A 25,776-nucleotide genomic window follows, 5' to 3' on the forward strand; every position below is an offset into this window, starting at 1 on the left:
ATTTCGGTTAAGGATTATTTATGCGCTTGCTACCACCCGTCACTACTGCACAATCTACTGTACCAGTTTTGACCCCACTAACTGATGCAAAACAGCAGAAAGCAAAGCAGTTGACTCGCTACCCAACGTTGACAGGAGTGCCCTTACCGAAGGCGCAATCTGATGCCCTCGCTCATGAATTAAATGTGCTTTACCGAAGCGTGATGGATTCGTTAGGTAGTGATGACGCACGATACATTAAACGAATGTATGCCGCGGTAGTCTATAGTGAAATGACAGCGCGTGGCTTACTGGCAGCGGCTGGATGCATGCAGTCAAAACGTAAAATAGTCGCGACTTGGTTATTGGGTACCTCACTACTGAGTCTCAGCAAAATTCTAAACAATATGGAACTTGGGCATAATGTCATGCATGGTCAGTATGACTGGATGCAGCACCCGTATCTCAATAGCCAAAAGTTTGATTGGGACATTGTCTGTCCTGCCCCCTTGTGGCAACACTCTCATAATTACTTGCATCATACTTTTACCAATATCGTTGGTCGTGACCATGATGTTGGCTATCACTTAATTCGCGTGACTGATGAGCAACCTTGGACGCCAAGCGACCGCCACAATATGTTTAAGACAGCGATATTGGCTCTAGGTTTTGAGTGGGCGGTCGCCTTTCATGATATTCAAATCAGTGTCGACGAATACGCAGACTCCCCTGATCGACACCAAACCATGCAACAGAAATCTCGCGCATTATTTGCCAAAATCGCCCGGCAAGTGGGCAAAGATCATATTGTGCTACCCACGTTAGCAGGGCTGACATTAGGTCGAAGTAGTGCTATGACGACACTGAGCGGTAATGTTACTGCCAATATCGCTCGTAATCTGTGGACATGGGCGGTGATATTCTGTGGACACTTTACCGAACAAGCACACATCTATACCCATCTCGATGCCGATGAGACTAAAGGCGACTGGTATGTGCGTCAAATTCTTGGCTCCAGCAATATTCAGGGCAGTAAGCTGTTTCACATTTTGACGGGTAATTTATCGCATCAAATCGAGCACCATATTTTCCCTGATATGCCAGCCAGTCACTATGCTCGTATCGCACCACAATTACAGGCGATATGCCGCAAGTACAATCTACCCTATAATACTGGGCGCTTTGGTACACAATTCCGGCAAATGCTGGGACGTATCCGCCACTTTAGCAAGCCAAGTGCGGAAGAATGGCAGTCTTATTTACACTCACAAACTACGTCAATCGCTGAAACAAATCATGCCGTAACAGAAAGACCAAAAGAGCTGCCCGCTATACGTGGATTGGGTAAGTATCTTCCCCCTGTCATGCGTCAAGCCTTATTTTATGCTTGATGTACAGCTCATATGGAGATCACTGGCAGACCTCTTTAGTCTTAACATTTACGCTATCGACTCTTACGCTAAAGAACTATAAATGTGAATCGAAAGGACTCATACTTTAGTGAATAATCTATTTGGTCATTCAAGCTTTTTTCATTTAAAAATACGCTTGATCCATCCTAAAAAAAACCAATAATATTTAATGATAATAATCAATAATAACGGAGAACATCCATGAAAAATCAAGACTCTGAACAAAACCTAACCATCACCCATGATGAACAGGCTAATCGCTTTGAGACCTCTATTGACGGTCATACTGGCTATATTAGCTATCAAGAGCGTGACGATACATTAGTTTATGATCATACTATCGTACCTCAGGAGCTAGGCGGGCGCGGTATTGGTTCAGCATTGGTCAAGCATGCCCTCAACTATGCTCGTGAACAGAATAAAAAAGTGATACCACAGTGCTCATTTGTCTCGTCATATATCAGCAAACATCCTGATTACCAAGACTTGCTATAGTCCACTCTTTAGCGATGAGCCATAGAAAATGTAGTATGCTAGTAGGCATTATAATTTCTTTAGAAGTATTTTAAGCATTTATTATGGTTCAGCTTGGCTAATAAAATTGAAGCGTTAATACGCTACTACCCTCCTATTTATTTGCTATCGGCCCTCGTATATTTATCTTCGAATATATGGCAAGATAGCAAATATAGGCGGGTTTTCTGACCTATAATGCCGATAGAATAAAAGGTCTTTACAGTGATGTAATAGCGTCAATGATATAGCTGAAAAAGAGGATTGAAGTTTCGTAAAATAGCTTTGACAGCTACAATGTAGTGCCTGATATAGTTTTTAATAAACCAAACCAACATAATAATAAAGGTGATTAATATGAGTAGTTTATCTGATAAGCAAGTAAATTTGCAGCTAGAGGAATTGCCCGGTTGGCAGCGCGAGGGCAATGCTATCGTAAAAACATATCACTTTAGCGATTTCGTCGAAGCCATAAGCTTTATGAATCAAGCAGCGTTCCATGCCGAAGCGCTCGAGCATCATCCCGAATGGCGCAACACTTATAACGTGGTAGAGGTGCGCTTGACTACTGGCGATACTGGCGGTATTACCAGCCATGATATTCGTCTGGCTAAACGGATGGAACACATTGTCCAGCCGAAACGTTTATAGTGATGTGTTTGTTTTTATAATGTTTATAAAAATTTTTCATTAGCAAATACATTATTAAATACAAAAAAAAGTCCTCAATTGAGGACTTTTTTATTTAACAATCTACAGGTATTAATTACATCTTGCGGCTTACAAATGCCACAATAAATAAAATGACAGCGACAGCTAAGAAAATATATGCCAAATTAGCAGACAATCCTGCGACACCGCCAAAACCCAACAAACTTGCTAACAATGCGATCACGGCAAAAATAATAGCCCAGCGAAACATAACCTTCTCCTTAAAAATTATTATTAGAAAACCAGATTTTTAGATTGATATAAAGGACAATTATTAATAAATAACCATCATTATTAATGAGTGTCTTGCTCTCTCTAAGATTCCTTTTTCTTTACTTTTTGTTTTTTTGATATTTATTAGTTTTTCAACCATTAATACTGCTTACGACCATAGATTAGCAATATTTATCTTTAGAAAACGTTCATTTTGGTAATGATATCGGTAGGTTATGTAACCTTTGTAGCAAATCTTAACATCGAACCTTTTTTTCATCCCTTTATGGGAGTTATGTGTACAGATGGTTAGTTATCCCTTAGCCATCAACATTTTCATCATATAATCTGCTATAAACAGTAACTTACAAGTCATTTTTACTGGTCAAAAATACTTTAATATATCTTTTTCAGGCAGATATAAGTCTGACCAATAACTCATTTAGTCATGACTTATTTAGTTAATCTGATTTCTATCTAAAAACTAGACCTCAAACTCTGACTGTTAAATGGCAACAAATTTTAAACGTCACACGACTCATCAAAATAGCTATTAAGGATAATAAATATGGATACCAATACTAATACGGATACCTCAAACAATACACAACAGCGCAGCGATGGAAAGCATCCTTACGCGGTCGTCTTATATGGTGCAACCAGCTTTGTTGGTCAAATCACAGCACACTATTTAACAGAGTTTTTATCTAATACTAAAGACAAAGAGGGCTCCGACGTCACGTGGGCGATTGCTGGGCGTGATGAAGCAAAACTAAACGAATTGCAGTCTAAACTTGGCAGCACTGTCGATATTATTCTTGCTAATAGTGACGATGCGGACAGCCTTGATGAAATGACCAAACAAACCCAAGTCATCATTTCAACCGTCGGTCCTTATCTTAAATATGGTGAGCCGCTGATCAAATCTTGTACCACTCATGGGACAGATTATGTCGACCTCACCGGTGAAGCTATCTTTATCAAAGATATGATGGACAAGTATCAGGACGCGGCAAAGCAAAGCGGCGCTCGTATTGTCAACTCGTGTGGCTTTGATTCGATTCCATCGGATTTGGGCGTCTACTTTACTCAAACCCAAGCAGAAAAGAAATTTGGTCGCGCTTGTGATGTGATTCATATGCGTGTCAAAGCGGCGAAAGGGGGTCTATCGGGTGGTACCATTGCCTCGATGGCGACTATTTTTGAAGAAGTCGGAAAGGATAAGTCACGTCGTAAGCAGGTAGCAAATCCTTACCTACTCAATGATGACAAAGATGCACCAAACGTGCGCCAAGCTAATGTCAGTAAGCCAGAATACGATAGTGAGCACAAACGCTGGCTTGCGCCTTTTGTGATGGCTAGTATCAATACCCGTATCGTTCATCGCACCAACCAATTGCTTGGCTATGAATATGGTCGTGACTTTAAATATGACGAAGCAATGTGGATGCAAGATGGTGTGAAAGGTCAATTATCAAGCTATGCAATGAGCGCAGGCCTGTTTGGATTTGCCACTGCTATGATGGTCAAACCGAGCCGTGAATTATTAGCTAAGCACGTGCTACCCAAGTCAGGTTCTGGTCCGTCTGCAGAAGAGCAAGCAAACGGCTACTTTGACATTCGCCTCTTTGGGGAAATAGCTAATAAAGACACCATCAATACGAAAGTAACGGGTGATAAAGATCCAGGTTACGGCAGTACCTCGCGTATGCTAGCGCAAGCAGCGTTATGCTTAGCACAAGATATTAGCAAAGAAGAAATTGGTGGTGGTTTTTGGACGCCAGCCTCTGCCATGGGTAATCATCTACTGGCACGTTTAGAAGAGCATGCGGGTCTGAGTTTTGAAGTCGTCGATTCGTAAGATTACCCATTTATAAATCTAAGCAATCTACTTCTTAATATCTAATTACTGACCGTATCTTAGCAACGAGATACGGTTTTTTATTGCCTATTTTTTCTCATTATTCAGAGTGCAATCTTTTGAGCCATTGTTAATAAATAATAATAACGTGATTCTTTGGTAAATGATATTGCCACTTCTTGCCTTTTTAATACATTAAGCTACACATTTCTAGAGTAATGTCACAGCCATATTGCAGTGAATAACGTAAGATAAAAAAGTTAGGCAATTTTTTACCCCATATTTTTTTATCCCATATTGCATAGCAGCTTTGAAACGAATAATTGGCTCATTAACATTTCATTTAGACTTTAAACGCGTCAGAGTAATTTTCTAGTGCAATAAAAATCATATTAATAAAAATTAAGTTTTACTTATTTATCATAAATTTGAAATAAATCAATAGACTTCAATCTAATTAAAAGGACATAACAATGAAAATCAATATATTAACCGCTGCTGTGATGACATCTGGTCTTGCTATGTTTGCAAGCTCTGCTAACGCCGCTATGACTACCGATAGCCACGGCAATGTTGGCTATGACAGTTATGAGGAGTGTGTCACCGCTGTCAAAGACGGTTCGGCCAAATTTTATACCCCTTATACTTATCAAAACCCAAAGCGCCAAGTAGGTGAAGCAACTGTCAAAAAAATGCGTTTGTCTGAAGTAATGATTCCTCAAACAATGGTCAATGCAAACAACTTAACAGCCAGTGATTACTCAGCAGGTGCTTGTGATTTAGGGGTTGGGCAGTCAAATGGTCGCTATGGTGTTTCGGGTGCATTGGTTGGGAAATACGTCCCTATCGCCGCTGATATGCCTGTCAACGTCTATATGGATAAAGCTGGCAATCCAGTACGTTTAAGCATGCAGCAGTGCGATAACCACTTTGGTGCCAAGTTTCCAACGCCTATTATGAGCGAAACAAAAGAAGCTACAGCACCAGAAGCACAACTCGCGATTATCGAAGATCGCCTTGTAGAGCCTGTCATCGTTGAAACCACACGTGTTATCCGCCCTACTAAATATAGTGTCAAAGAAGTCATCATTGTGCCGAAAGATCAAATCAAGCGAGTAAACACAGCGTCAGGTACAGCCATTGCTATCGAAGACGAGGCTAACCGTACTGTAATCGTTGGTGAAGAAGCAGATGCGGATGTCATCGACAATACTGAAATCAACCAAACCTTCCCAGTCATTCGTGTTCCTAGTAGCAGCACTCAACAACGCGTCGTTGATCCAAACACTGGCAAGTATATCGTTATTGAATAAGACTGTAATGAAATACAGACGAACCAGATTTGTTGAGACATCGTTGCTATAAAAATTAGAGATGGGAAAGTAGAAAATAATGCTATTTTTCTATCTGACAATAACCATACAATAGTTGCACAAAGTCACCTGATAACATCCGTCTGTTAGAATTTTAATCTATGGACTACTGAACTAACGCTTGTTTAGTTGGTATTCTCCCCTTTAGATTTTTATCACTGATTTAGGTCAGCTTATAAAGCTCTTTATCCAAATCCATCATGATAGTCTCTTAATGGTTATCATGATTTTATTTTGTCTATCAATTAAATGTTAGATATATTAAATATATAGATTTCAATTACTAAATGAATGTGTGATATGCAACGGCTGTATACAGCAGTTAGCAACATAAGCGTCAAGTTTGAAATTTTTTAAGCTGACATTATAAGATTGTAAATTAAGGAATTGATTAATGAAAAAAAGTACTCTGTCTTTATCGCTACTGATTGGCGCTGCGCTCACAATCCCAAGTTTGGCTATGGCAGCACCTGCTGATACTGCAGCAGTAGATGTGCAATCAGCGGCTACTGCCACTACACTTGAGATGGAAGGTGACAATACAAATAATGCCTCAACAGACAATCAATCTAGCCCATTTCAGATTAGTGAGACACAGATTATCTCAAGAGCAAGCACTAATAACGTTAATAACAGTGCTAATCAACAGCCGATGACTACTGAGCTTCAAGCTGAGCAAGAAGCAATGGATGCCGAACAAGAGCTGATTCAAGATTCTGAAGAAGCGATGCAAGAAGAAGACTCGTTAGACACACAAGAAGAATTACAAGAAGCTGAAGAAGCCACAGAAGAATTATAGAATACGATACAAATCCCGCTGTTAGCTGAAATCATTGAAAAGAGGTTATTCAGCGAGTTAGGTTTGAGCAGTTATCAGTGTTCATTAACAATTTCTATTTTTAAATAAATTCCATAAAAAAGGCAGCCTAATGGCTGCCTTTTTTATCACTATTAACATTAACTATTTTTTGGTTTTAGTCACGCCAGCTTCCTGTAACAGCGCCCCAAGCGTACCCATTTTGCTAGGTGCTTCTGCTTTATCAGCCCTTGGCGCTTTGCTACGATCATTATTAGCATGGTCTTTATCCTGACGATTACCGCGAGATTTCGACGGGCGCTTATCAGTCGTTGGACGGCTACTGTTTGGGCGTTTGCTATTTGTATGATCGCTACGTGGACGACTGACTTTCTCATCATTACCAGTACTTTCAGCCGATTTAGCTGCTGGGCGCGCAGGCTTTTCAGATTCTGGCTTCATACTAAAGCCAATACGACCACGTTTTTCATCGATAGAGATGACACGTACCGAGACGATATCGCCAGGCTTGACGCGGTTCATCGGGTCAGCGACAAAGTCATTGGCCATTTGTGAGATATGTACCAAACCGTCCTGATGGACGCCAACATCAATGAAGCAACCGAAGGCTGTCACATTGGTCACCACGCCTTCAAGCTGCATGCCCTCGCTCAAGTCTTTAATACTGTTAACGTCTTCACGGAAATTGGCGGTTTTGAACTCAGGACGTGGATCACGTGCTGGTTTGGCTAGCTCCTCGATGATAGCAGTTACACTAATATTGTCATCATTAGCAGCCAGTGCAGTGGTATCTATCGTATTTAATATGCCGTCATTACCGATGACTTCTGGCAATGCTTTACCAGTTTGTGCCAATAAGCTATCGACCAGCGCATAGCTTTCTGGATGCACACCAGTGGCATCAAGGGGATTACTACCACCATGGATACGCAAGAAGCCTGCTGCTTGTTCGAAGGTCTTAGCGCCTAAGCGTGGGACGTTTTTCAATGATTCACGACTGTCAAAAGCACCATGCTCTTTACGATAGGTCACGATTTGCTGCGCTACGTTTTTATTCAAACCAGCGATATGTGCCAAGATAGCAGGGCTTGCGGTATTTACATCAACGCCAACCGCATTTACGCTATCTTGCGTGACTTTATCAAGACTATCTGCCAATTGTGTTTGGTTAACATCATGCTGATATTGACCAACGCCAATGGCTTTTGGATCAACCTTGACCAATTCTGATAAAGGGTCTTGCAAGCGACGGGCGATAGAAACCGCACCGCGTACAGAAACGTCTAAATTACCAAGCTCATCAGTGGCAAGCTCACTGGCTGAATAAACAGACGCACCTGACTCATTGACGATAACTGATTTGGCTTTTAACGCATCGTTCGCAGCCAAAATCTCTTTAATCATCGCATCTGTTTCGCGGCTCGCTGTACCATTACCGATAGCCACCAAATCAACGTTGTAAGTACTTAATAATTCATCGATGACTTTTTTGGCTTCATCCATTTTATTATCAGGGGCAAATGGATAAACGGTGGCGACGACAGGCTTGTCTTCACTGTCTAACATGACGTGACCTTGAGCATCGACAATGGCCATTTTGACGCCATGACGGATACCAGGATCGACACCTAAAATCACTTTACGACCAGCAGGTGCTGACATGAGTAAATGCTGCAGATTATTGGCAAACACGTCAATCGCATCGGCTTCAGCAGTCAGACGTTTTTCCGTCAATAAACGGTGTTCGATATGCGGACGCCATTTGTCTTTCCATAAACTGGTCGCCGCTTCTGTCAAAAACTCTTGACGCTCGGCTGGAGCTTTTGTATCAACGTCAAAATGCTTAATAATTTTTTCGATAAACGGCGCGTCTTCGCCTTCTATTTTGAGGCCCAAAACGTTTTCTTGACGACCACGTAGCATCGCTAATAAACGATGATTTGGCAGACGCGCAAGGCTTTCGCTATGCTCGAAGTAATCTTTAAACTTCTCGCCGACTTCGCGTTTTTCTTCACTGGCAACGGCAGATACGATACTGGCCGTCTTGGCAAAGCCACTGCGCAAGTTGTCTAGCAAAGCCAAAGCCTGCGTCCATTCATCAACGATGATGGCTTGTACACCAGCAAGTTGCTTGGTGATATCGCTAAAATCAACTTCGATCTCATTACCACTATCATCGGTAATGCTCGATTGAACTTGATAGTCTGCTAATGCGTCAGTTGGCGTGACGGCTTGCGTCAAGACGGCTTGCGCTGCCACATCAAGACCAGCAGCACGTGCTTTGGCGGCAGGAGAGCGGCGACGCGGGCGGTATGGCAAGTAAATATCTTCAAGCTCAAGTTTCGACGTCGCATTATCGATACGCGTCTGCAGCTCGTCAGTCAAATTGCCCTGAGTGCTGAGCAGCTCAGTAATCTTGAGGCGACGGGTAGCCATATCGCGCTCATAATTGAGCGACTTCTCTAAAGCTCGCAATTGCGCATCGTCAAGATTCTGCGTCTTTTCTTTACGGTAACGGGCAATAAATGGAACGGTCGCGCCTTCATCGTAAAGTTTGACAAACGCATTGACTTGAGCAGTCTTAATGCCAAGCGCGCGAGCAAGCTTGTCGTGAATATTCGCGTGTGTGGTTGCATCCAAAACCTGTGCATTTGTCGAGGTTTGAGATGGCGTTAAGGTATCAGTGCTACTCATAGACGTATCAATCGTTGAGAAATGTAGTTTTGCATTATAGCAAAAGCTGCATGAATAAAAATCCTTTTTATCTTTTCGTTATTTATCGCTAGTTTTATGACGAAAATCGTCTCATATCATAGGTTCTGTCGCTTTATTAAACAAACGCATACAGCATTTGTCCTGATGGGTGATGCAATTAGTGGTGCAATCTTATACACTAAAGTATCGAAGGCGCAAATATTGGTACGCGCTGACGCATTGAACAATAGTATTCAAATTTATGATGGATTGAGACGGACCTTTACTTTTGACCACTCATTGAATAAAGACAGTTTTTTTGTATAGTCGATTCAAGATAATTTAGCGATGAGGACAGCACGTTAAAATACTATAAATAGTAGACTCAACGAGCCTGACACCGTATTTTCTTTATATCATTTTGGCTATATAACCTTTAGCCTTGACTGTTAACGATAATTTCTACTAATAATAATTTTTATAAGAGGATGCCTGTATGTCTGAAAATAACAGCCCTGATACCTTAACTCAGCGAATCTTAGTCGTTGATGACGATGCACGCTTGCGCTCTTTATTACAGCGCTTTCTAGAAGACGACGGTTTTGTCGTCCGTACCGCTCATGATGGTAGTCAAATGGACAAACTGTTGCAGCGTGAGCTTTTCTCGTTGGTGGTACTCGATTTGATGCTGCCAGGCGAAGACGGCATCAGTATCTGTAAGCGTCTACGCGAAGACAATGGTGACATTCCTATCATTATGCTGACAGCTAAAGGTGGTGATGCCGATCGTATCGCTGGTCTAGAAGCGGGTGCAGATGATTATCTGCCAAAACCCTTTAACCCCAAAGAGCTGTTGGCTCGTATTAAAGCGGTATTACGTCGTCAAAATCGCGAGCTGCCTGGCGCACCAAGCCATCAGCTTGAAGTGGTTGAGTTTGGACCGTGGACGCTTGATTTATCGACACGTACGCTTAAACGTGACGGCAATGTTGTCACTTTAACGACAGGTGAGTTTTCGGTGCTAAAAGCACTGGTGCAGCATCCACGTGAGCCGTTGACACGTGATAAATTGATGAACCTTGCGCGTGGTCGTGAATGGGGTGCGATGGAGCGTTCTATCGACGTACAGGTATCACGTTTGCGCCGTTTGATTGAAGACAACCCTTCACAAGCGCGTTACATCCAAACCGTTTGGGGTGTAGGCTACGTATTCGTTCCTGACGAAGCTGAAGTAGAAACCGTTAAAAGTGAGTAACTTTTGACTATGTGTGTCCTCATTTCGAAAATTCCGATTATCGATTGAATTGAGAATACACGCTAACATCATTTCCTTTTAATATAGGCTGTGTTTGATTACTCACAAATACGGCCTATATGATGAGTGTCTCTGTGAAAAAACCTATTATTTTTCAAAACATACCCTGCACCTTGGTGACAGGGTTTTTGGGTGCTGGCAAGACCACAGTGATTAATCAGCTGCTTGCTATCAAACCTGCCGATGAGCGCTGGGCATTGCTGATCAATGAATTTGGTCGTATCGGTATTGATGGTGCGCTGCTGGCAAGCGCGCAAGATAGTAAGCCTGAGCAAGATAATATTGCGATACGTGAAGTCAGTGGTGGCTGTATTTGTTGTACCAGTCAGCTGCCATTACAAATTGCCATCAGTCGGCTACTTAGTGAGCATCATCCACAGCGGTTGCTCATCGAACCTACAGGGCTTGCTCATCCACGTGAGCTTATCATGCAGCTCAGTGCACCGCATTGGCAAACAGCGCTCAATATGCAAGCAGTAATAACGGTACTGAGTGGTGTGCAATGGCAGCAAGATAAATACCGTCATCATGACGGTTTTCAAGCGCATGTCCGTGATGCCGATGTGTTAGTCATTAATCGTTATGCTCAATTGAGCGATAGCGAAAAGCAAGCACTGCAACAATGGATAGCCAAGCTCAATGCACAGGTAAAAATTATTTGGGCAGCATCTGAGCAGATATCTCATGATACGAGTGACTCATCCAATATTTTTTTATCAAAATCAAGCGTGTCAGAGTTGAAAACGCAGCTAACCAAGCCCAGTCAGGTTATCTCGAAACAACGCACAGTCAATATTATTCACCCTCAAAAATCGACTACTAGCTTGCAACCGCAGAGTAATGCCCTATCGATATCGACCACCTTGTCATCCGACGCTTTTACAAACAAAGATGATTCGCAGACCGACACAGATATTGAGCTACCTTATCGTTATCATGAAAAACAGCAAGAGTTACAGTTGGCGGGTTGGCGACTGCCAGCGCACTACATATTAAAAGCGGATGAGTTACAGAGTTGGTTATTAACGCTACCGAACTGGCAACGTATCAAAGGCGTGGTTCATACGTCTGATGGCTGGCTACAAATCAATTTTACCCCTGACAGCTTAACCACCAGTACGGTCAGCGCACAAGTTGATAGTCGGCTAGAGATTATATTACAGTTGGATGCAAATACTAATAACGACAACGATACAGCGGTAGAAAGCGACCGCTCAGAAGAAAAAGATAGGACAGCATTTTTATCTTCTATAAAGACGCTACCTTCTATCGATTGGGATACCTGCGACCGTGAACTAATGGCACTGGTTATTTGACACACTCCCACCACTTTCGCCAAGCTCAAGTGGGGGATTCTAAAAGCAGATGCTCTTAGGCGACTTTCTCACGAAGGTCGCAAGTTTTCTGTTTCAACGGGCGACCTTTACTGCATCCTCCCTCCGCAGACAAAACGGCATGTCCTGCCGCTAATATGTTACGAGCTGCATTAAAATCAGCGTTCGCAACATACATGCATTTGACGCACTCAAATTTAGACTGAGTTTGTCTGTTATCGACAGCGATATGCTGGCATTCAGAGCAGGTTTGGCTGGTGTAGCGTGGATTTACTTTGATAAGTAAGCCGCCTTGCCAGTGTTGCTTATACTCAAGCATATCGACCATCATGCCCCAGCCTTGATCTAGGATTGATTTGTTTAATCCTGACTTGGCTTTGACATGACGACCTTTGTTCTCCACCGACCCGCTGGCTGATTTCGACATATTAGCGACCTTTAAATCCTCACAAGCAATCATGGCGTGGTTTTTGCTGATGCGGGTGGTGATTTTATGCAAGTAGTCATGGCGAATATTAGCAATGTGGCTGTGTAGCTTTTGAATCTTGCGGTTTTGCTTTTTCCAGTTTTGGCTAAACAGAACCTTTCTGCTTAATTGACGCTGTAATTTGGCAAGTTTAATTTGATTGGCTTTAAAGCTGTTTTTCGGTTTGATGTACTGACCGTTTGAGGTGGTGAGTAGTTTACTGATACCCATATCCAAACCAATGGCGCTTGTGGCAGGGTGACGTGGGTTCTCATCCAGTTCGCGCTCTGTGCCAAACGACACGTACCAGTGCCCTAATTTCTTGCTAATGGTGACATTTTTAATCGTGCCAATAATGTCTTGCGATTTCCTAAACGTCACCAAGCCCACGCCATTAGGCAGTTTTACTCGATTGCCTTCAACACGACAGTATTTATCAAACTGAACCAAGCGAATGGAGTCACGCCCATCTGATTTGCGCTTAAATTGTGGCATCAATGGTCGTCGTTGAATCTCTGTGCCATCAGCCAATTTAAAGAACTTAGGTTTGCGAGGTTTCTTTTTATTTTCTTTTAACCTGGCATGTACTTTAGGATCAAAAAAACGCGACCAAGCCGATGCCAGATCACGTACTTTTTGTTGTAAAGAGACAGCATTTGAGCTGGTTTTTAAGAACTCGAAATCAGGGTTGCTTTTTAGATCCATGATTTTATTAACGAGGTTGGTGGCATTGATAAACGCATCTTTAGCAAACATCTCAAATGAGATTGCCAGCACTTGATTCCAAACAAAACGTGCAGAGCCGACAAGATTATTTAAAATAATTTCCTGCTCCGTATTAGGCTCCAGCCTAAATTTATACGCTTTGTTGATTTTCATCTAACACTCTTTATAAGTTACAAGGTATTATAATAATTAATTATTCTACCAGATTCAGGCGCATATTATGTAATTTAAACATTAAAAATGATGCGAAATTCACCGCCACCCTAATGTCGGATGGCGTCCTCTTTCGCGGTTTTGATAGTAATAGACAAAAAAAGGGCAGACATTGCTGTTCGATATAGCAATGCCTGCCCTTTTTCTTTTTTAACGTAATTGACTGTCTTTGCTACCGCGCCGGTTAAACAACTCAGCGGCTCTCGCCTCTTGTTCAAGTTCTGTCTGACAGCTGACGCAATACTGAATACCAGGCACTGCTAACCGCCGTGCTTCTGGAATAGGCTTGCCGCATTCATCACACATCTCGGCACTGATGCCAGTTGGCAACGCACGTCGTGCCCGCTCTAATGCATCGTTTACCGTTGCATCCATTTGCTCATGCTCAGCACCATCTCTTGACCAACCACCTGCCATAACTTCATCCTATTTACGATAATCAGATATTACAAATCGCTTTAATAACAAATAGATGGGGTTATCTATGATTGATTGCAACCTACTAGAGCATGCCTCAATCTGAAAGTATGCGAATAAAGGCGCTAAATAATGACATTTCCTAGCAAAAAATCACATGGCTAATCTTTTGGCTGTAGCTCAACCACTTGCCCGCGTACCCCGATGCTTTCATCACTCATCAAACAGACATAGCCTGCCATGATATCTTCAGGGGTTTTTAGGCTCATAGGGTTTTCTCCTGGATAAGCATGCGCACGCATATTGGTACGAGTGCCACCAGGATTGACACAGTTAAAACGTAAATTAGTCGTATTCTGCGTCTCTTGGGTAAAGATATCACTCATGCCTTCTACGGCTTGCTTGGACAGCGCATAAGCACCCCAGAACGCGCGAGGATGTGTACCAACCGTGCTAGAGGTGAAAACAATAGAGCCATTCTCAGCATCTTTAAGTAATGGTAGCAGTGCTTGGGTGAGCATAAACGTCGAGGTAAAGTTCACTTTCATAACTTGTGCAAAAGTATCGACGTCATACATCTCAAGTGGGGTTAGCTGCCCAAGCATACCCGCATTGTGCAAGATGCCATCGAGCTGACCGACTTCTTTATTAATCAATCCCTCTAACTGCTGCATCTCAGCATAAGTTGCTCCTTCTAGATTCATCGGTAGCATGGCAGGCTGTTTGCCACCAAGACTTTCAATCTCATCATAAACATATTCAAGCTTGCTGCTGGTACGTCCCAATAACAGGACTGTCGCTCCATAACGAGCATAAGTCAGCGCGGCAACGCGGCCGATACCGTCACCTGCCCCCGTGACCAAAATAGTCTTACCGTCTAAACAATTATCAGATGGTACAAAATTGCGAATATCATTATGAGTTAACGGTTGAGTTAGACTTTGAACGGTTTTCTGGTGGTCTTGCTGACTAGCTGACTGGTTAATATTGTCACTCATGGCATTGCTCACTGCTTATCGTTTAATAGTTGGGATGCTAAATATTTATCGTATTTCTTTAAAAACATAGAGTGTGGCGGACTCGATTTATAATTTTATTTATAAATAGTCAAATTTACCAGAAGAGAGCAACAGTTTATTTAATTGCTCAGGCGTATCAGTAATATAATCTGCACCCCATTTCTTTAGGTTTTTTTGATCTTCAGGCGGAATATAACCATAAGCAGCTAGAATCGTCGGCATGCCAGCCGCATTACCAGCTTCGATATCACGGATATGGTCGCCAACATAAATCACGCTTTCAGCGGCGCCGCGAGGGATACCAAGCTTCTCTAACGCCGCATACATAGGCTCTGGGTCAGGTTTTGAGCGAGACACATCATCAGGACAGACCAAAGCAGAACAGCGCCCGTCTAACTGCATCTTTTCTAGTAACTTCTCTGCCAGATAACGCGGCTTGTTGGTCACAATACCCCATGGCACCCCTTTTTCTTCAAGAGCAGTCAACACGTCTTCTAATTCAGCGAACACACAACTATCGACGCATATCTCAGCTTCATAATCATCTAAAAACTGTTGGCGAAACTCCTGCAAAGCTTCTTCGCTAACCTCAATTTGATCGTTATGACGTAGCATCAACTGTACCATCGCTGAAGCACCAGCAGAAACTTGCTCGCGAATCTCTGCTTCAGGGGGTGCTTGCCAATCATTTTCGCGGCTCATTTTACCGATAATACGGACAAAATCAGCAGCCGTATCGATTAATGTCCCATCGAGATCAAATAAAACCGCTTTTACAAATTGGCTCATAGTGAATGCTCTTAATATAGATAAGGTGTTGAGTGAAATAGGATGGCATGAAAACAACCAAATACGGCATTCAGCTTAAGCCAGTGGCTTGTGTACTGCCATCATGTAATTGACATCGACATTTTGAGCTAACCAATAGCGCTTGGTCAGCGGATTATAATGCAAGCCAATGATATCTTGACGTGTGAATCCAGCATCAATTGCCATTTTGTCTAGCTCAGCTGGCGTAATAAATTTGGCATAGTCATGAGTGCCGCGATCGAGCAAACGCAATACATACTCTGCGCCAACGATGGCAAACAGATATGATTTAGGGTTTCGGTTAATCGTCGATAGCACGCAGACACCGTCTGGTGCCAATAACTCAAAACACGCCTGCACAATCGAGCTGGGATCAGGCACATGCTCGAGCATCTCCATGCAAGTCACCACATCGAACTGACCTGCATGAGTTTTGGCCAATTCTTCTACTGGGATATGCTGATAACGCAACGTCTCATGTAAAGCGCTTTGCTCTGCATGCAGCGCTGCCGCTTTTAGATTTTCGGTACCTAAGTCAATTCCTGTCACATACGCACCGCGACGTGCCATAGACTCTGACAAGATACCGCCGCCACAGCCGACATCGAGCACTTTTTTTCCAGCCAAGCCAGTTTCAGCCGTTTTACGAATGTCCGTATCAGCACTGTCATTTTGATAACTGCGCTTGACGTTTTCTTCTATCCAATTTAAACGCAGTGGATTTATTTCATGCAAAGTCGCAAATGCACCCGTCTTACTCCACCATTCGCTTGCCAACTTATTAAACTTGTCGACTTCGCTAGGATCTACATTAATGGCGGTAGGCGTTGTATCATCAAGACTGCTGTTTGCTTGCTCATTCAAAGAAGGCGAGGAAGATAGAGCTGAGCTCATTGCATTTTTCCTTTATTGTCATTATCGTTATAATCATATACAGTGCACAATTATGTACCTAATATTAGCATGAGAGCGGCAGCTTTGTCGTGAGTACATCGTCACCGATTGTGAATACTTTTAGCAAACGTTCATATTTTCTGTACCATTTTTTTAAATGATAGATGCCTCAAACAGTCTAAAACCTAAATAATAAAACGCTAAAAAAATTCCAAAAAACACGGTGAAATATGCCTTAAATAATGGCTCACAGCTTTACAACCATTAGTTAAGAATCGGATTCACAAGCGACCATGTTTTACGTTATTATAGTCGATACGTCACTATAGTTCGATTATACTCGACGCTGTCTCGTTTGGGCACTTTAAAAACCTGTGCGCTATACCCAAAACCATACGATACTAAAACATCTCAACAAACCCTAAGTTTTCACACCTCAAGGATAAAGTATGAAACGTGTCATCACACTGACTGGTCTGGCCATGGCCATTGGACTTGCCACTATGGGCGCACAAGCTGCCGACTATGTCGCCGGAAAAGACTATCGCGTGCTAGACAATCCAGAAAAAATCAGCGGTGATGCTATCATTGTTCGTGAGTTTTTTTGGTATGGTTGCCCGCATTGTAACGTTCTTAACCCACATATGGAAAAATGGGCTAAAAACAAAGACAAAGACGTTGCCTTTTTCAAAACGCCAGCAGCGCTTAACCCTGTCTGGGAAGCGAACGCTCGTGGTTTCTATGCCGCTCAGCTGCTAGGGTTTGAAGACAAGACTCATGACGCGCTATTTGATGCCATTCACAAAGATGGTAAGAAAATCTTTGACCAATCATCATTAAGCAAATGGTATGCGTCGAAAGGCGTTAATGAGAAGAAATTCAATAGCCTTTATAATTCATTCGCTGTTGGTACGAAAATTGGTCGTTCACAAGCAGGCGCTAAGCGTTATCAGCTCTCTGGTGTGCCAGCAGTCGTCGTGCAAGGCAAATACGTTGTAACTGGTGAAAGTGCCACTGTACCTAAAGTCGTTGACTATTTGGTTGACAAAGTGCGTGCTGAAAAGAAATAAGTTAAGTACTAATATAAATTAGGTACCGTTATAAATTAGGGACTAGCATTTATCTATAAGTGTCATTTGTACCTAAATGCTCTTACCCATAAAAAAGCCAATCACTTGATGATTGGCTTTTTGCATTTGTAGACTACATTCATTTATAAGTGGAGATATTGTATAAATAGTGGTCAAAGTTATTTAGCCACTATCATCTTATTATTTTTCTTTTTTCAATTGCGACAAAATAGTGACTTCACGAATATAACTGGCTAAGTCTGCTTTAGACTCTGCCATCAGCTCATCATCTTGGGTATGTTTGGCGTACTCAATCCATAACAGTAATTGATACATACTATTTTGTTCAGATGCTTGGTATTGTTTAACGAACTGCTTAAGCGTCCCTTCATCATTAATATTTAAACGCTCAAACCAACTTTCTATTTTTGAGACCTGTTCTTTAGGGAAAAACGCATCAAATAATGCTTTTACCAATTCGTGGCGGTTTTCTTCACTAATCAGCTTACCAACGCGCTTGGTTTGGCGAATACGAGCATTAGCGCTGGTGATATCGGCCAATGCCATGAGTTCTGCCATAAAATAGTCACTGGCTGGCAGATTTTTGAGCTGCTTTTTCGATAAGCTGGCAAGTGGTATCGACAACTTCTGCAAGCGCTCATGGGCCTTTTTGAGTTCAGTGCGCGAGACGCGCATATCCTGTTCTTTCCAGTCAATCATAAAAGCTTTCCAAAATAATAAATAATAAAATTAACAGGGGCATGTCCTCATTTTAGGAATAGTCATAAAAATGAAGATATGCCCCAGTGTTTACCAATAACTACCAACGATTTTTTTCACGATGTTTCGCCAGCACTTTTATACTTTGCGGCATAACATCGGCAAGACGACGTTGTAAATTATCGGTGATGAATACTGAACGATGCTTACCACCAGTACAGCCAATGGCCACTGTCACTGTATGGCGGTTATTGTGTAAAAATTCGGGCAACCAACGGGTTAAAAACTTATCTATATCATCAGTCATCTCAGCCACTTCTGGATAGTCGGCAAAGAATGCGGCAACTTCCGTGTCTAGACCTGTCGAAGTACGCAATTTAGGGTTCCAATGCGGATTCGGCAAAATTCTCACATCAAAGACAAAATCTGCATCAATAGGACTGCCATATTTAAAGCCAAAAGACAGCAGATTAATCACAATCTGATTGTCCACGCCGACATGTTCACGCAAGCTGTCTTTCAATTGATGAATATTCAAATTGCTGGTATCAATTCTGATATCGGCATGACCTGCGATAGGCTCTAACAGCTCCACTTCTTTTTTAATCGCGGCAGGTAGATTAAAAGCAATGTGCTTGGCATTGTCACTATCAATATCCTGTGACATCAGCGGATGTACGCGGCGTGTCGCATTAAAACGTGCTATCAAGGTACTTTCTTGCGCGGTCACGTACACTACTTTGACCGCATGCGCCCCGTATGTTTTCTTTAAGGATGCATGCATCTCTGCAAAGTTGGATAGATCCGCTCGCGGTGTTCGAATATCAACACCAAGCGCAATACGACGAATCCCACTTTCATTGACCAATTTATGCGCAGCATCCGGCAATAAGGATAACGGTAAGTTATCAATAGAATAATATCCTAAATCTTCTAAGATATTTAATACTGATGTTTTACCTGAGCCTGAACGCCCTGATACCACTAGGATACTGAGCTTATCGGTTGCTATTTTACACGCTGCCTGCTCAGATTGACTGTTATTTTCACCCTGACTCACATCCATGATTCACCCATTCTAGTCCATTGCATCCTGCGAATTACTATGTCACAACGATTGATCCACCGTCACCAATTGATTGTCTAACAAACGTGCACGTCCTAGCCAAGCAGCGACTAAAATCATCAAACTCTTATTTTCTACATTAAAAGTTACAGTATCATTGGTGAGTGACTCTAGTGTATCGGTTTTAATGTCTAAATAATCAATAATGAAGCCAGCATCCGTAATACGCTGATGCGTTTCTGCTAGCAACGACTGAACAGCTTGTTGGCTCTGTTCGCCTCTCTCTAACTGCTTTGCTAAATATTGTAGCGCTTGATGGATAACAGGTGCTACCTCACGTTCAGTGGCACTTAAATATTGATTACGCGATGAGAGCGCCAAACCATCTGCAGCGCGGACAATAGGTGCCCCTATAATTTCAATGGGATAACTTAAATCACGTACCAATTGCTTAATAATCGCTAATTGTTGATAGTCTTTTTGTCCAAAAACAGCCATATCTGGTTGTACGATATTGAACAGTTTAGAGACGACAATACCAACACCGTCAAAATGCCCAGGGCGTGATTGACCACATAATTGAGTGGTAATAGCTCCCGCGAGAACGGAAGTCGGCGGCGGTAATACAGGGTACATCTCTTCAATACTGGGCGCAAACACATAATCAGTATCGACCGTTGCTAGCTTAGCGACATCCTCATCAAGCGTGCGAGGATAACTATCAAAGTCCTCTCCCGCGCCAAATTGAGTAGGGTTAACAAAAATACTAACCACCACGATATCAGCATGTTGCTTGGCTATTTTTACTAATTCAAGATGACCAGCATGCAGATTGCCCATCGTTGGCACTAAAGCGATACGCTGTGGGCCATCTTGATTGTCAGTTTTTTGTCCACGATAAGACTGTAAAGCCGTACGCAATGCGGAGATGTGATGATGAATGATTGGCATGGTTAACTATTCTTCTACTGATAATCGTAAAAACTAAAATGTTAGCTAAACTGGTGCTGCTCGGTTGGGAAGCTGCCTTCACGTACTGACTGCTGGTAAAGGGCAAATGCGCCTTCGATACTGCGCGGGCTATTACGCTCATCGGTCAAAAAGTCATGAATAAAGCGCGGGACACGGCCGTGCGTCATACCTAGCATGTCATGCATGACCAACACTTGACCATCCGTATCCGCACCAGCACCAATCCCAATAACTGGTACTGCGACGGCTTCCGTCACTACTTTTGCAAGCTCAGCAGGTACGCACTCTAACACTAGCAGCGCAGCACCTGCCGCAACGACTGCTTTCGCATCAGCAAGCAATTTATCAGCCGCTTCGTCACCACGACCTTGGATTTTATAACCACCAAACACATTAACTGATTGCGGTGTTAATCCTAAATGCACACAAGTAGGCGTCCCTGCTTGCGCCAAAGTCGTGATTAAATCGCAAAGCTCACTACCACCTTCAATCTTAATCACATGCGCGCCCGCCTGCATCAGCTGGCGACTATTGGCAACCGCTTCTGGCAGGGTCACATAGCTCATGAATGGCAGGTCAGCCAAAATCAGCGCGTGTTTATTACTACGGGCAATATTGGCCGTATGATAAGCCATATCATTGACAGTCACAGGTAACGTTGAATCATGACCCTGCACCACCATACCTAAACTGTCACCGATTAAAATCGTATCAATCTCTGCTTTTTCCATCATGCGTGCAAACATCGAGTCATAGCACGTTAAGCAAGTGAACTTGGTGCCATCTTTTTTGAATTTTTTTAAAGTAGATAACGTCGTCATATGATCCTCGATTAACCTTTAGTACCTTTTAGCACCTTTAGCTGTCTCTAGCTATTATTCTGATTGTGATCAAAAATTTTAGCAATCTTTTGGTATAAGTGTTTTACCTTAAAAGAAGTGAACGCTGTCACTCTTTTATAATAGATTGGCTACAGTAATTTTAAGCCTGTCCAATCTTTGCTAAGCGGATAATCATCTATCGATTTGCCAGCAATGGTAAGCGCTGGGGTTAACTCTCGCAGTGGTAATAAGACAAAATTACGCTCAAACAATCCAGCGTGCGGTACGGTTAATTGTGGCTCAGTGATTTGCGCCTCACTGTATAACAAAATATCGACATCCAAACTACGCTCACCCCAACGCCGTATTCGTGCACGCTTAGCCTCTTTTTCTAACTGTTGACAGTAAGCAAGCAACTCAAAAGGCGGCAATATCGTCTCAAACTCAGCGACGGCATTAACAAAATCAGGCTGATCTTGCGGTCCCATAGGCGCTGAAGCATAAAACGAAGAAACACGAACCGCACGTATTTGCTTATGCTCTTGCATCGCTGCGATTGCCTGCTGCAAATGTTCTACTGGTGAACCCAAGTCGTTAGACAAATTGCTACCCAAACCTACGTAGCAGGTTACCCAATTCGCGTTGCCCGCATCGTTAGTAATATTAGACATTGTCATTACTAGGCTGGCGACGGCGACGTTTCGATGGGATAGGGCCTTTATTGTCATTCACACTACTCATACCAACATTGCCGTTAGCAGCTTGGCTGGTTTTAGCAGAATTTGCTTCTGTCGTTCTGGCTGGTTTTTTAGCGCTTTCAGGTGTCGTAACCTTCGCCACTTTTTTGCGCTCAACCGTTTTTTTAGCCGGAACATCTGTTTTATCAGTAGGCTGGGCTGCTGGCTTAGGTGCTTTTTTTGCATACTTTGCTGCAGCTTTAACGTCGTTGTTAGTCGTTACTTGCGTCTCTGTATTACTAGCAAGATTTATACTATCTACACTCGGCTGACGACGGCGACGCTTATGCGGTATCGGCTCGTTATTCATACTGACGAGCGCAGGCGATCTTGCTACCGAACGAGCCACAGATGAAGGCATAACCTCTGACTGTGTTGCTTTTGGCTGCTGAGCTTGATTTGAGCGATCAGGCTTACTGTCAGCCTTATTATAAGAGTTAGCATCAGAACTGGTATCCTGATTTTTTAGCGCTTTCTCAGCCGATACATTCTTCTGAGCAGGTTTTTTCTGCGCTGCCTCTTGACGATTATTAGGCTTATCGCCATTTGATAGCTGCTTCTGCAATGGCGGCACGACTTTTTCGTGCTCAATTACAAAAAGTGGTGCAGGCTTGGAATGATGGCGTTTATTTGCCGCTTGGTTGCTGCTATTGGCAAGAGATAGCTGTCGTAACTGAGCAAGCTCATGACTATCTTGACTTACTTGCTGCGATTCATAGTGCTTGTTGTTACTGCCACCAGATTGCTTAACAGAGTCTGATTGACTGGCAGCGCGGCGACGGCGTGCTGGAATATTTGACGGGTCATTTACCATATTCTGATCATTCCTACCCTGCTCAGCAGTATCATTGGCTTTGCTGTGCTTGGTATTTTTTTGATGAGATATTGAGTGATCGATGCTATTTGACTCTGAATTTTGACGATTACGCCCACGACCACGCTGCGCTTGTTGCCCTTTTTTATAGGCACCGCGACGAATATTTTCATCAAAACCATCAATGGCTTGCTGCTGCTCTCGTTCAGACAATGTCTGATAAGTCTGCCACCAATCGCCCATACCATTGGTCGATTCTGATAATGGATGCTCAGCATCACCGCACTGCTCACGCAATAATAAAAAGTCAAAGCCTGCACGGAAGCGAGGATGCTCAGAGAGCTGGACGATTTGCTTGCTACGCGGGGCTGCAAGTTTTGGCTGCAATATCCAAATATCACGGATAAATTGCTCAGCAAATTTAGGAATAGCGGTTTTAATACGTTGACGGTCAATGACCTTGCCAGCCGCATGCATCTGCGCTTCAGCAAATGGCATATTGCGCTTTTTGGCTTTTTCTAACTGATGCAGATAGTTTTCCCATAATATGGCTGCATAGAAAAATGCTGGATTGATACTTTTGCCCGCTGCAATGCGTTTGTCAGTATTAATGGCCACTTGTTTCACTAAAGCGCTAGGCTCAGAAGGCGGATAAATAATTAAACTATCAATCGCGCCCGACTCAAATAATAGCGGTAATAATGGCACCAAATAACCACCGGTAAACATCTTTTGCGTTTCATCATAGAGGCGATGCGGTGATATTTGCTCAAGCAGCGCCCAGTTACCATCATGAAACTGATCGGCTAACTCGTCATCAAACTCAAAACCGAGCTTGGCTTTAAAACGTAACGCCCGCAATAGTCTTACCGGATCTTCTTCGATACGAACGGGCGCATGGCCTAATAGGCGAATGATTCTATTATCAATGTCTTCAAGCGCACCGCAAAAATCATGCACCACACCTTTTAGTGGCTGATAATAAAGCGCATTGATCGAAAAATCACGACGAGAGAAGTCTTGTTGGATATCGCCCCAAACGTTATCACGCAGAATCATACCGTCTTGATTGGTGGTACCACTGCTGGTCGGCGGACCACGAAAGGTAGCGACTTCGATCAGCTCACGACCTGAATACACATGCGCCAACTGAAAGCGGCGACCGATAATGCGGCAGCGCTTACCAAAGACGTCTTTGATCTCATGCGGCTTGGCATCAGTGACAGCGTCAAAGTCTTTTGGGCGCAAACCCAATAAAGTATCACGCACACCGCCGCCGACGATATAGGCGTCAAACCCTGCTCGGGTTAAGGTGGCAATTACTTCAGTAATGGAATTGGGTAATTCAGATTTATTCAGTTCTAACTGCTTGGCGGCACGCTCGGCCATGCATCTACTCCTCGCCGGTATTCTTTAACCACCCCTGATCAACACAGCGTTTATCAGGCGGATGTAACTGCTAGTTTAACAAATTTTGCGCGTGGTAGGTGCGTTATGACATTTAGTTACGTGCTATTTTGTCAATATTGGGGTTAATTAATGCAAAATAATGCTATTAATCTTGCACGCGTAAACGGGCTCGATTTTTCTCAATCGTTTTTGCGCCAATACCTTTTACCTTTGCTAACTCATCCACTGTCTTAAAATCGCCAAACATGTCGCGATATAAAATAATCGCTTGGGCTTTACTACTACCGATACCGTTTAATGAAACGAGCGCGCCTTCACTAGCACGATTGATATTAATGGTGGCTTGGTCACGTACCTGTATTTTGGCACTTTCTTGCGCCAATAGATATTCATAAGCCCTTTGAGGATTATCAAAACAAGGCGCAGCTTGAACACTGTTCAACATAAAGACCGCCAATATTAGACTGAAAACAGCCATATTGACTAAGCTAACAAATGAGACCTTATGATAAACGTTCATGACGATCGTTCATGTTGTTTCGCCGCTTCCCACAGTGCATCCATCTCTGCTATATCGCTGTCTTCTAAACGCTTGCCAGCCGCAGCTAACTGCGCTTCAATATAACCAAAGCGTGATTTGAATTTATGCACACAAGTAAGGGCAGCTGTCTCAGCATCAAGGTTCAATTTACGCGCCACATTCACCAGCGCAAACATACAATCACCCAGCTCTTTTTCAATATCACTAATATTGGCTTTGCTTATGTCATATTTGTCAGCTTCTTTTGATTTATCTATCAATTCAGCCTTTAACTCGGCAATCTCTTCATCCAACTTATCAAAAGCGCCGCTGACCCCTTCCCAATCAAACCCTAACTTTGACGCCTGTTTTTGCACATCTTGTGCTTGCATAAGCGCACTGCCCGCTTTGGTATTGTCTAAACGACGTTTGGGTTTGCCTCGTGCCGCGCGCGCTTGCTGCTCCTCTGCTTTAATCTCATCCCAACGAGCTTTTACCGCCGTGTCATCTTCAAGGGTTTCAGCCTCAAACACATGTGGATGACGACGAATGAGCTTTTCTTGTAAAGTGGTGATAACATCGCTCATGCCAAAGCGACCTTGCTCCGCATACATCTGACAATGAAACACCACTTGCAGCAACACATCACCAAGCTCGCCTTTGATATCCTCATCGTCATTACTTTGTACCGCCTCGCCTAGCTCATAAGCTTCTTCAATCGCATACGGAATGAGGCTATGATTGCTTTGCTTTTTATCCCACGGACAGTCAACACGTAGCCGTGCCATTAAAGCCAATAAATCGTCTAATTCACCACTAGCAGGTGGTGTACCTTGTACCGGTTGGGGGGCTGATATGTTGGCTACTGGGTTACTCATA

24 protein-coding genes are annotated in these 25,776 nt (G+C 43.0%); 9 read left to right on the forward strand and 15 right to left on the reverse strand.

The features are described from left to right. Positions 1 to 20 precede the first annotated feature (20 nt). From JMW94_RS10445 to JMW94_RS10455, 3 genes are all read left to right on the forward strand, one after another. Positions 21 to 1,370 (forward strand): fatty acid desaturase family protein, encoded by a 1,350-nt coding sequence (locus JMW94_RS10445; protein WP_087813864.1) that lies wholly within the window; start codon positions 21 to 23, stop codon positions 1,368 to 1,370. Positions 1,371 to 1,592: 222 nt separating this feature from the next. Beyond that, positions 1,593 to 1,886 (forward strand): GNAT family N-acetyltransferase, encoded by a 294-nt coding sequence (locus JMW94_RS10450; RefSeq protein WP_087813865.1) that lies wholly within the window; start codon positions 1,593 to 1,595, stop codon positions 1,884 to 1,886. Positions 1,887 to 2,261: 375 nt separating this feature from the next. Further along, positions 2,262 to 2,555, forward strand: coding sequence for a 4a-hydroxytetrahydrobiopterin dehydratase (locus JMW94_RS10455; RefSeq protein WP_087813866.1), 294 nt, complete (start codon positions 2,262 to 2,264; stop codon positions 2,553 to 2,555). A 115-nt stretch (positions 2,556 to 2,670) separates the two neighbouring features. Here the strand turns inward: JMW94_RS10455 and JMW94_RS10460 are convergent, their stop codons facing one another. Further along, a complete protein-coding gene (locus tag JMW94_RS10460; RefSeq protein WP_021814049.1) occupies positions 2,671 to 2,826 on the reverse strand; it encodes a DUF1328 domain-containing protein in 156 nt (51 codons plus the stop codon). 570 nt (positions 2,827 to 3,396) lie between these two features. Here JMW94_RS10460 and JMW94_RS10465 point away from each other — a divergent pair. From JMW94_RS10465 to JMW94_RS10475, 3 genes are all read left to right on the forward strand, one after another. Then, complete coding sequence (locus JMW94_RS10465; RefSeq protein WP_201604354.1) at positions 3,397 to 4,689, forward strand: saccharopine dehydrogenase family protein; 1,293 nt, start codon at positions 3,397 to 3,399, stop codon at positions 4,687 to 4,689. 473 nt (positions 4,690 to 5,162) lie between these two features. Continuing rightward, on the forward strand, positions 5,163 to 6,002 hold the full coding sequence (locus tag JMW94_RS10470) for a hypothetical protein (protein ID WP_201604355.1): 840 nt from the start codon (positions 5,163 to 5,165) through the stop codon (positions 6,000 to 6,002). Positions 6,003 to 6,456: 454 nt separating this feature from the next. Continuing rightward, on the forward strand, positions 6,457 to 6,861 hold the full coding sequence (locus tag JMW94_RS10475) for a hypothetical protein (RefSeq protein ID WP_201604356.1): 405 nt from the start codon (positions 6,457 to 6,459) through the stop codon (positions 6,859 to 6,861). Between the two features lie 162 nt (positions 6,862 to 7,023). Here JMW94_RS10475 and JMW94_RS10480 read toward each other — a convergent pair whose 3' ends face one another. Further along, positions 7,024 to 9,573: a Tex family protein gene (locus tag JMW94_RS10480; protein ID WP_201604357.1), complete on the reverse strand. Its 2,550-nt coding sequence runs from the start codon at positions 9,571 to 9,573 to the stop codon at positions 7,024 to 7,026. 496 nt (positions 9,574 to 10,069) lie between these two features. On the opposite strand from JMW94_RS10480, the gene ompR reads away from it, so the two are divergent. After that, positions 10,070 to 10,828: a two-component system response regulator OmpR gene (ompR, locus tag JMW94_RS10485; protein ID WP_055123637.1), complete on the forward strand. Its 759-nt coding sequence runs from the start codon at positions 10,070 to 10,072 to the stop codon at positions 10,826 to 10,828. A 122-nt stretch (positions 10,829 to 10,950) separates the two neighbouring features. After that, positions 10,951 to 12,204 carry a CobW family GTP-binding protein gene (locus JMW94_RS10490; protein WP_201604384.1) on the forward strand — a complete coding sequence of 418 codons (1,254 nt, stop codon included), beginning with the start codon at positions 10,951 to 10,953 and terminating at the stop codon, positions 12,202 to 12,204. A 55-nt stretch (positions 12,205 to 12,259) separates the two neighbouring features. Here JMW94_RS10490 and JMW94_RS10495 read toward each other — a convergent pair whose 3' ends face one another. The 5 genes from JMW94_RS10495 to ubiG all read right to left on the reverse strand — a co-directional run bounded on the left by JMW94_RS10495 (position 12,260) and on the right by ubiG (position 16,767). Beyond that, entirely contained in the window at positions 12,260 to 13,567 is a 1,308-nt protein-coding gene (locus tag JMW94_RS10495) for an RNA-guided endonuclease InsQ/TnpB family protein (protein WP_087813871.1), read from the reverse strand. Between the two features lie 210 nt (positions 13,568 to 13,777). After that, entirely contained in the window at positions 13,778 to 14,044 is a 267-nt protein-coding gene (locus JMW94_RS10500) for a DksA/TraR family C4-type zinc finger protein (protein WP_201604358.1), read from the reverse strand. 161 nt (positions 14,045 to 14,205) lie between these two features. Next, on the reverse strand, positions 14,206 to 15,042 hold the full coding sequence (locus JMW94_RS10505; RefSeq protein WP_201604359.1) for a YciK family oxidoreductase: 837 nt from the start codon (positions 15,040 to 15,042) through the stop codon (positions 14,206 to 14,208). Positions 15,043 to 15,141: 99 nt separating this feature from the next. Further along, entirely contained in the window at positions 15,142 to 15,852 is a 711-nt protein-coding gene (locus JMW94_RS10510) for an HAD family hydrolase (protein WP_055123641.1), read from the reverse strand. Positions 15,853 to 15,927: 75 nt separating this feature from the next. After that, positions 15,928 to 16,767 (reverse strand): bifunctional 2-polyprenyl-6-hydroxyphenol methylase/3-demethylubiquinol 3-O-methyltransferase UbiG, encoded by an 840-nt coding sequence (gene ubiG / locus JMW94_RS10515; RefSeq protein ID WP_201604360.1) that lies wholly within the window; start codon positions 16,765 to 16,767, stop codon positions 15,928 to 15,930. Between the two features lie 449 nt (positions 16,768 to 17,216). On the opposite strand from ubiG, the gene JMW94_RS10520 reads away from it, so the two are divergent. Then, on the forward strand, positions 17,217 to 17,837 hold the full coding sequence (locus JMW94_RS10520; protein ID WP_045443155.1) for a thiol:disulfide interchange protein DsbA/DsbL: 621 nt from the start codon (positions 17,217 to 17,219) through the stop codon (positions 17,835 to 17,837). 201 nt (positions 17,838 to 18,038) lie between these two features. Here JMW94_RS10520 and yjgA read toward each other — a convergent pair whose 3' ends face one another. The 8 genes from yjgA to mazG all read right to left on the reverse strand — a co-directional run bounded on the left by yjgA (position 18,039) and on the right by mazG (position 25,775). Next, entirely contained in the window at positions 18,039 to 18,557 is a 519-nt protein-coding gene (yjgA, locus tag JMW94_RS10525) for a ribosome biogenesis factor YjgA (protein ID WP_045443152.1), read from the reverse strand. A gap of 100 nt (positions 18,558 to 18,657) precedes the next feature. Beyond that, complete coding sequence (gene rapZ / locus JMW94_RS10530) at positions 18,658 to 19,623, reverse strand: RNase adapter RapZ (RefSeq protein WP_087945516.1); 966 nt, start codon at positions 19,621 to 19,623, stop codon at positions 18,658 to 18,660. A 42-nt stretch (positions 19,624 to 19,665) separates the two neighbouring features. After that, positions 19,666 to 20,574, reverse strand: coding sequence for a pantoate--beta-alanine ligase (gene panC, locus JMW94_RS10535; RefSeq protein WP_201604361.1), 909 nt, complete (start codon positions 20,572 to 20,574; stop codon positions 19,666 to 19,668). Between the two features lie 41 nt (positions 20,575 to 20,615). After that, positions 20,616 to 21,416 carry a 3-methyl-2-oxobutanoate hydroxymethyltransferase gene (panB, locus tag JMW94_RS10540; protein WP_060490221.1) on the reverse strand — a complete coding sequence of 267 codons (801 nt, stop codon included), beginning with the start codon at positions 21,414 to 21,416 and terminating at the stop codon, positions 20,616 to 20,618. Positions 21,417 to 21,565: 149 nt separating this feature from the next. Further along, positions 21,566 to 22,087: a 2-amino-4-hydroxy-6-hydroxymethyldihydropteridine diphosphokinase gene (folK, locus tag JMW94_RS10545; RefSeq protein WP_201604362.1), complete on the reverse strand. Its 522-nt coding sequence runs from the start codon at positions 22,085 to 22,087 to the stop codon at positions 21,566 to 21,568. Further along, a complete protein-coding gene (gene pcnB / locus JMW94_RS10550) occupies positions 22,080 to 24,356 on the reverse strand; it encodes a polynucleotide adenylyltransferase PcnB (RefSeq protein ID WP_201604363.1) in 2,277 nt (758 codons plus the stop codon). The genes folK and pcnB overlap by 8 nt, the downstream gene beginning before the upstream one ends. A gap of 166 nt (positions 24,357 to 24,522) precedes the next feature. Then, entirely contained in the window at positions 24,523 to 24,822 is a 300-nt protein-coding gene (locus JMW94_RS10555; RefSeq protein WP_227685486.1) for a ComEA family DNA-binding protein, read from the reverse strand. A 71-nt stretch (positions 24,823 to 24,893) separates the two neighbouring features. Next, positions 24,894 to 25,775 (reverse strand): nucleoside triphosphate pyrophosphohydrolase, encoded by an 882-nt coding sequence (gene mazG / locus JMW94_RS10560; RefSeq protein WP_201604365.1) that lies wholly within the window; start codon positions 25,773 to 25,775, stop codon positions 24,894 to 24,896. Position 25,776 lies beyond the last annotated feature (1 nt).

Source organism: Psychrobacter immobilis (assembly GCF_904846185.1).
Taxonomy (GTDB): Bacteria; Pseudomonadota; Gammaproteobacteria; order Pseudomonadales; family Moraxellaceae; genus Psychrobacter; species Psychrobacter immobilis_B.

Bases quoted from the DNA above. Each gene is read 5' to 3' on its own strand.
- rapZ (WP_087945516.1), bottom strand. From the start codon at position 19,623: ATGGATGTGAGTCAGGGTGAAAATAACAGTCAATCTGAGCAGGCAGCG.
- JMW94_RS10480 (WP_201604357.1), bottom strand. From the start codon at position 9,573: ATGAGTAGCACTGATACCTTAACGCCATCTCAAACCTCGACAAATGCA.
- JMW94_RS10455 (WP_087813866.1), top strand. From the start codon at position 2,262: ATGAGTAGTTTATCTGATAAGCAAGTAAATTTGCAGCTAGAGGAATTG.
- JMW94_RS10445 (WP_087813864.1), top strand. From the start codon at position 21: ATGCGCTTGCTACCACCCGTCACTACTGCACAATCTACTGTACCAGTT.
- ubiG (WP_201604360.1), bottom strand. From the start codon at position 16,767: ATGAGCTCAGCTCTATCTTCCTCGCCTTCTTTGAATGAGCAAGCAAAC.
- JMW94_RS10475 (WP_201604356.1), top strand. From the start codon at position 6,457: ATGAAAAAAAGTACTCTGTCTTTATCGCTACTGATTGGCGCTGCGCTC.
- panB (WP_060490221.1), bottom strand. From the start codon at position 21,416: ATGACGACGTTATCTACTTTAAAAAAATTCAAAAAAGATGGCACCAAG.
- JMW94_RS10460 (WP_021814049.1), bottom strand. From the start codon at position 2,826: ATGTTTCGCTGGGCTATTATTTTTGCCGTGATCGCATTGTTAGCAAGT.
- folK (WP_201604362.1), bottom strand. From the start codon at position 22,087: ATGTCTAATATTACTAACGATGCGGGCAACGCGAATTGGGTAACCTGC.
- JMW94_RS10510 (WP_055123641.1), bottom strand. From the start codon at position 15,852: ATGAGCCAATTTGTAAAAGCGGTTTTATTTGATCTCGATGGGACATTA.
- panC (WP_201604361.1), bottom strand. From the start codon at position 20,574: ATGCCAATCATTCATCATCACATCTCCGCATTGCGTACGGCTTTACAG.
- JMW94_RS10450 (WP_087813865.1), top strand. From the start codon at position 1,593: ATGAAAAATCAAGACTCTGAACAAAACCTAACCATCACCCATGATGAA.
- JMW94_RS10505 (WP_201604359.1), bottom strand. From the start codon at position 15,042: ATGAGTGACAATATTAACCAGTCAGCTAGTCAGCAAGACCACCAGAAA.
- mazG (WP_201604365.1), bottom strand. From the start codon at position 25,775: ATGAGTAACCCAGTAGCCAACATATCAGCCCCCCAACCGGTACAAGGT.
- JMW94_RS10495 (WP_087813871.1), bottom strand. From the start codon at position 13,567: ATGAAAATCAACAAAGCGTATAAATTTAGGCTGGAGCCTAATACGGAG.
- ompR (WP_055123637.1), top strand. From the start codon at position 10,070: ATGTCTGAAAATAACAGCCCTGATACCTTAACTCAGCGAATCTTAGTC.
- JMW94_RS10520 (WP_045443155.1), top strand. From the start codon at position 17,217: ATGAAACGTGTCATCACACTGACTGGTCTGGCCATGGCCATTGGACTT.
- JMW94_RS10555 (WP_227685486.1), bottom strand. From the start codon at position 24,822: ATGTTGAACAGTGTTCAAGCTGCGCCTTGTTTTGATAATCCTCAAAGG.
- JMW94_RS10500 (WP_201604358.1), bottom strand. From the start codon at position 14,044: ATGGCAGGTGGTTGGTCAAGAGATGGTGCTGAGCATGAGCAAATGGAT.
- JMW94_RS10465 (WP_201604354.1), top strand. From the start codon at position 3,397: ATGGATACCAATACTAATACGGATACCTCAAACAATACACAACAGCGC.
- JMW94_RS10470 (WP_201604355.1), top strand. From the start codon at position 5,163: ATGAAAATCAATATATTAACCGCTGCTGTGATGACATCTGGTCTTGCT.
- yjgA (WP_045443152.1), bottom strand. From the start codon at position 18,557: ATGATTGACTGGAAAGAACAGGATATGCGCGTCTCGCGCACTGAACTC.
- JMW94_RS10490 (WP_201604384.1), top strand. From the start codon at position 10,951: ATGAGTGTCTCTGTGAAAAAACCTATTATTTTTCAAAACATACCCTGC.
- pcnB (WP_201604363.1), bottom strand. From the start codon at position 24,356: ATGGCCGAGCGTGCCGCCAAGCAGTTAGAACTGAATAAATCTGAATTA.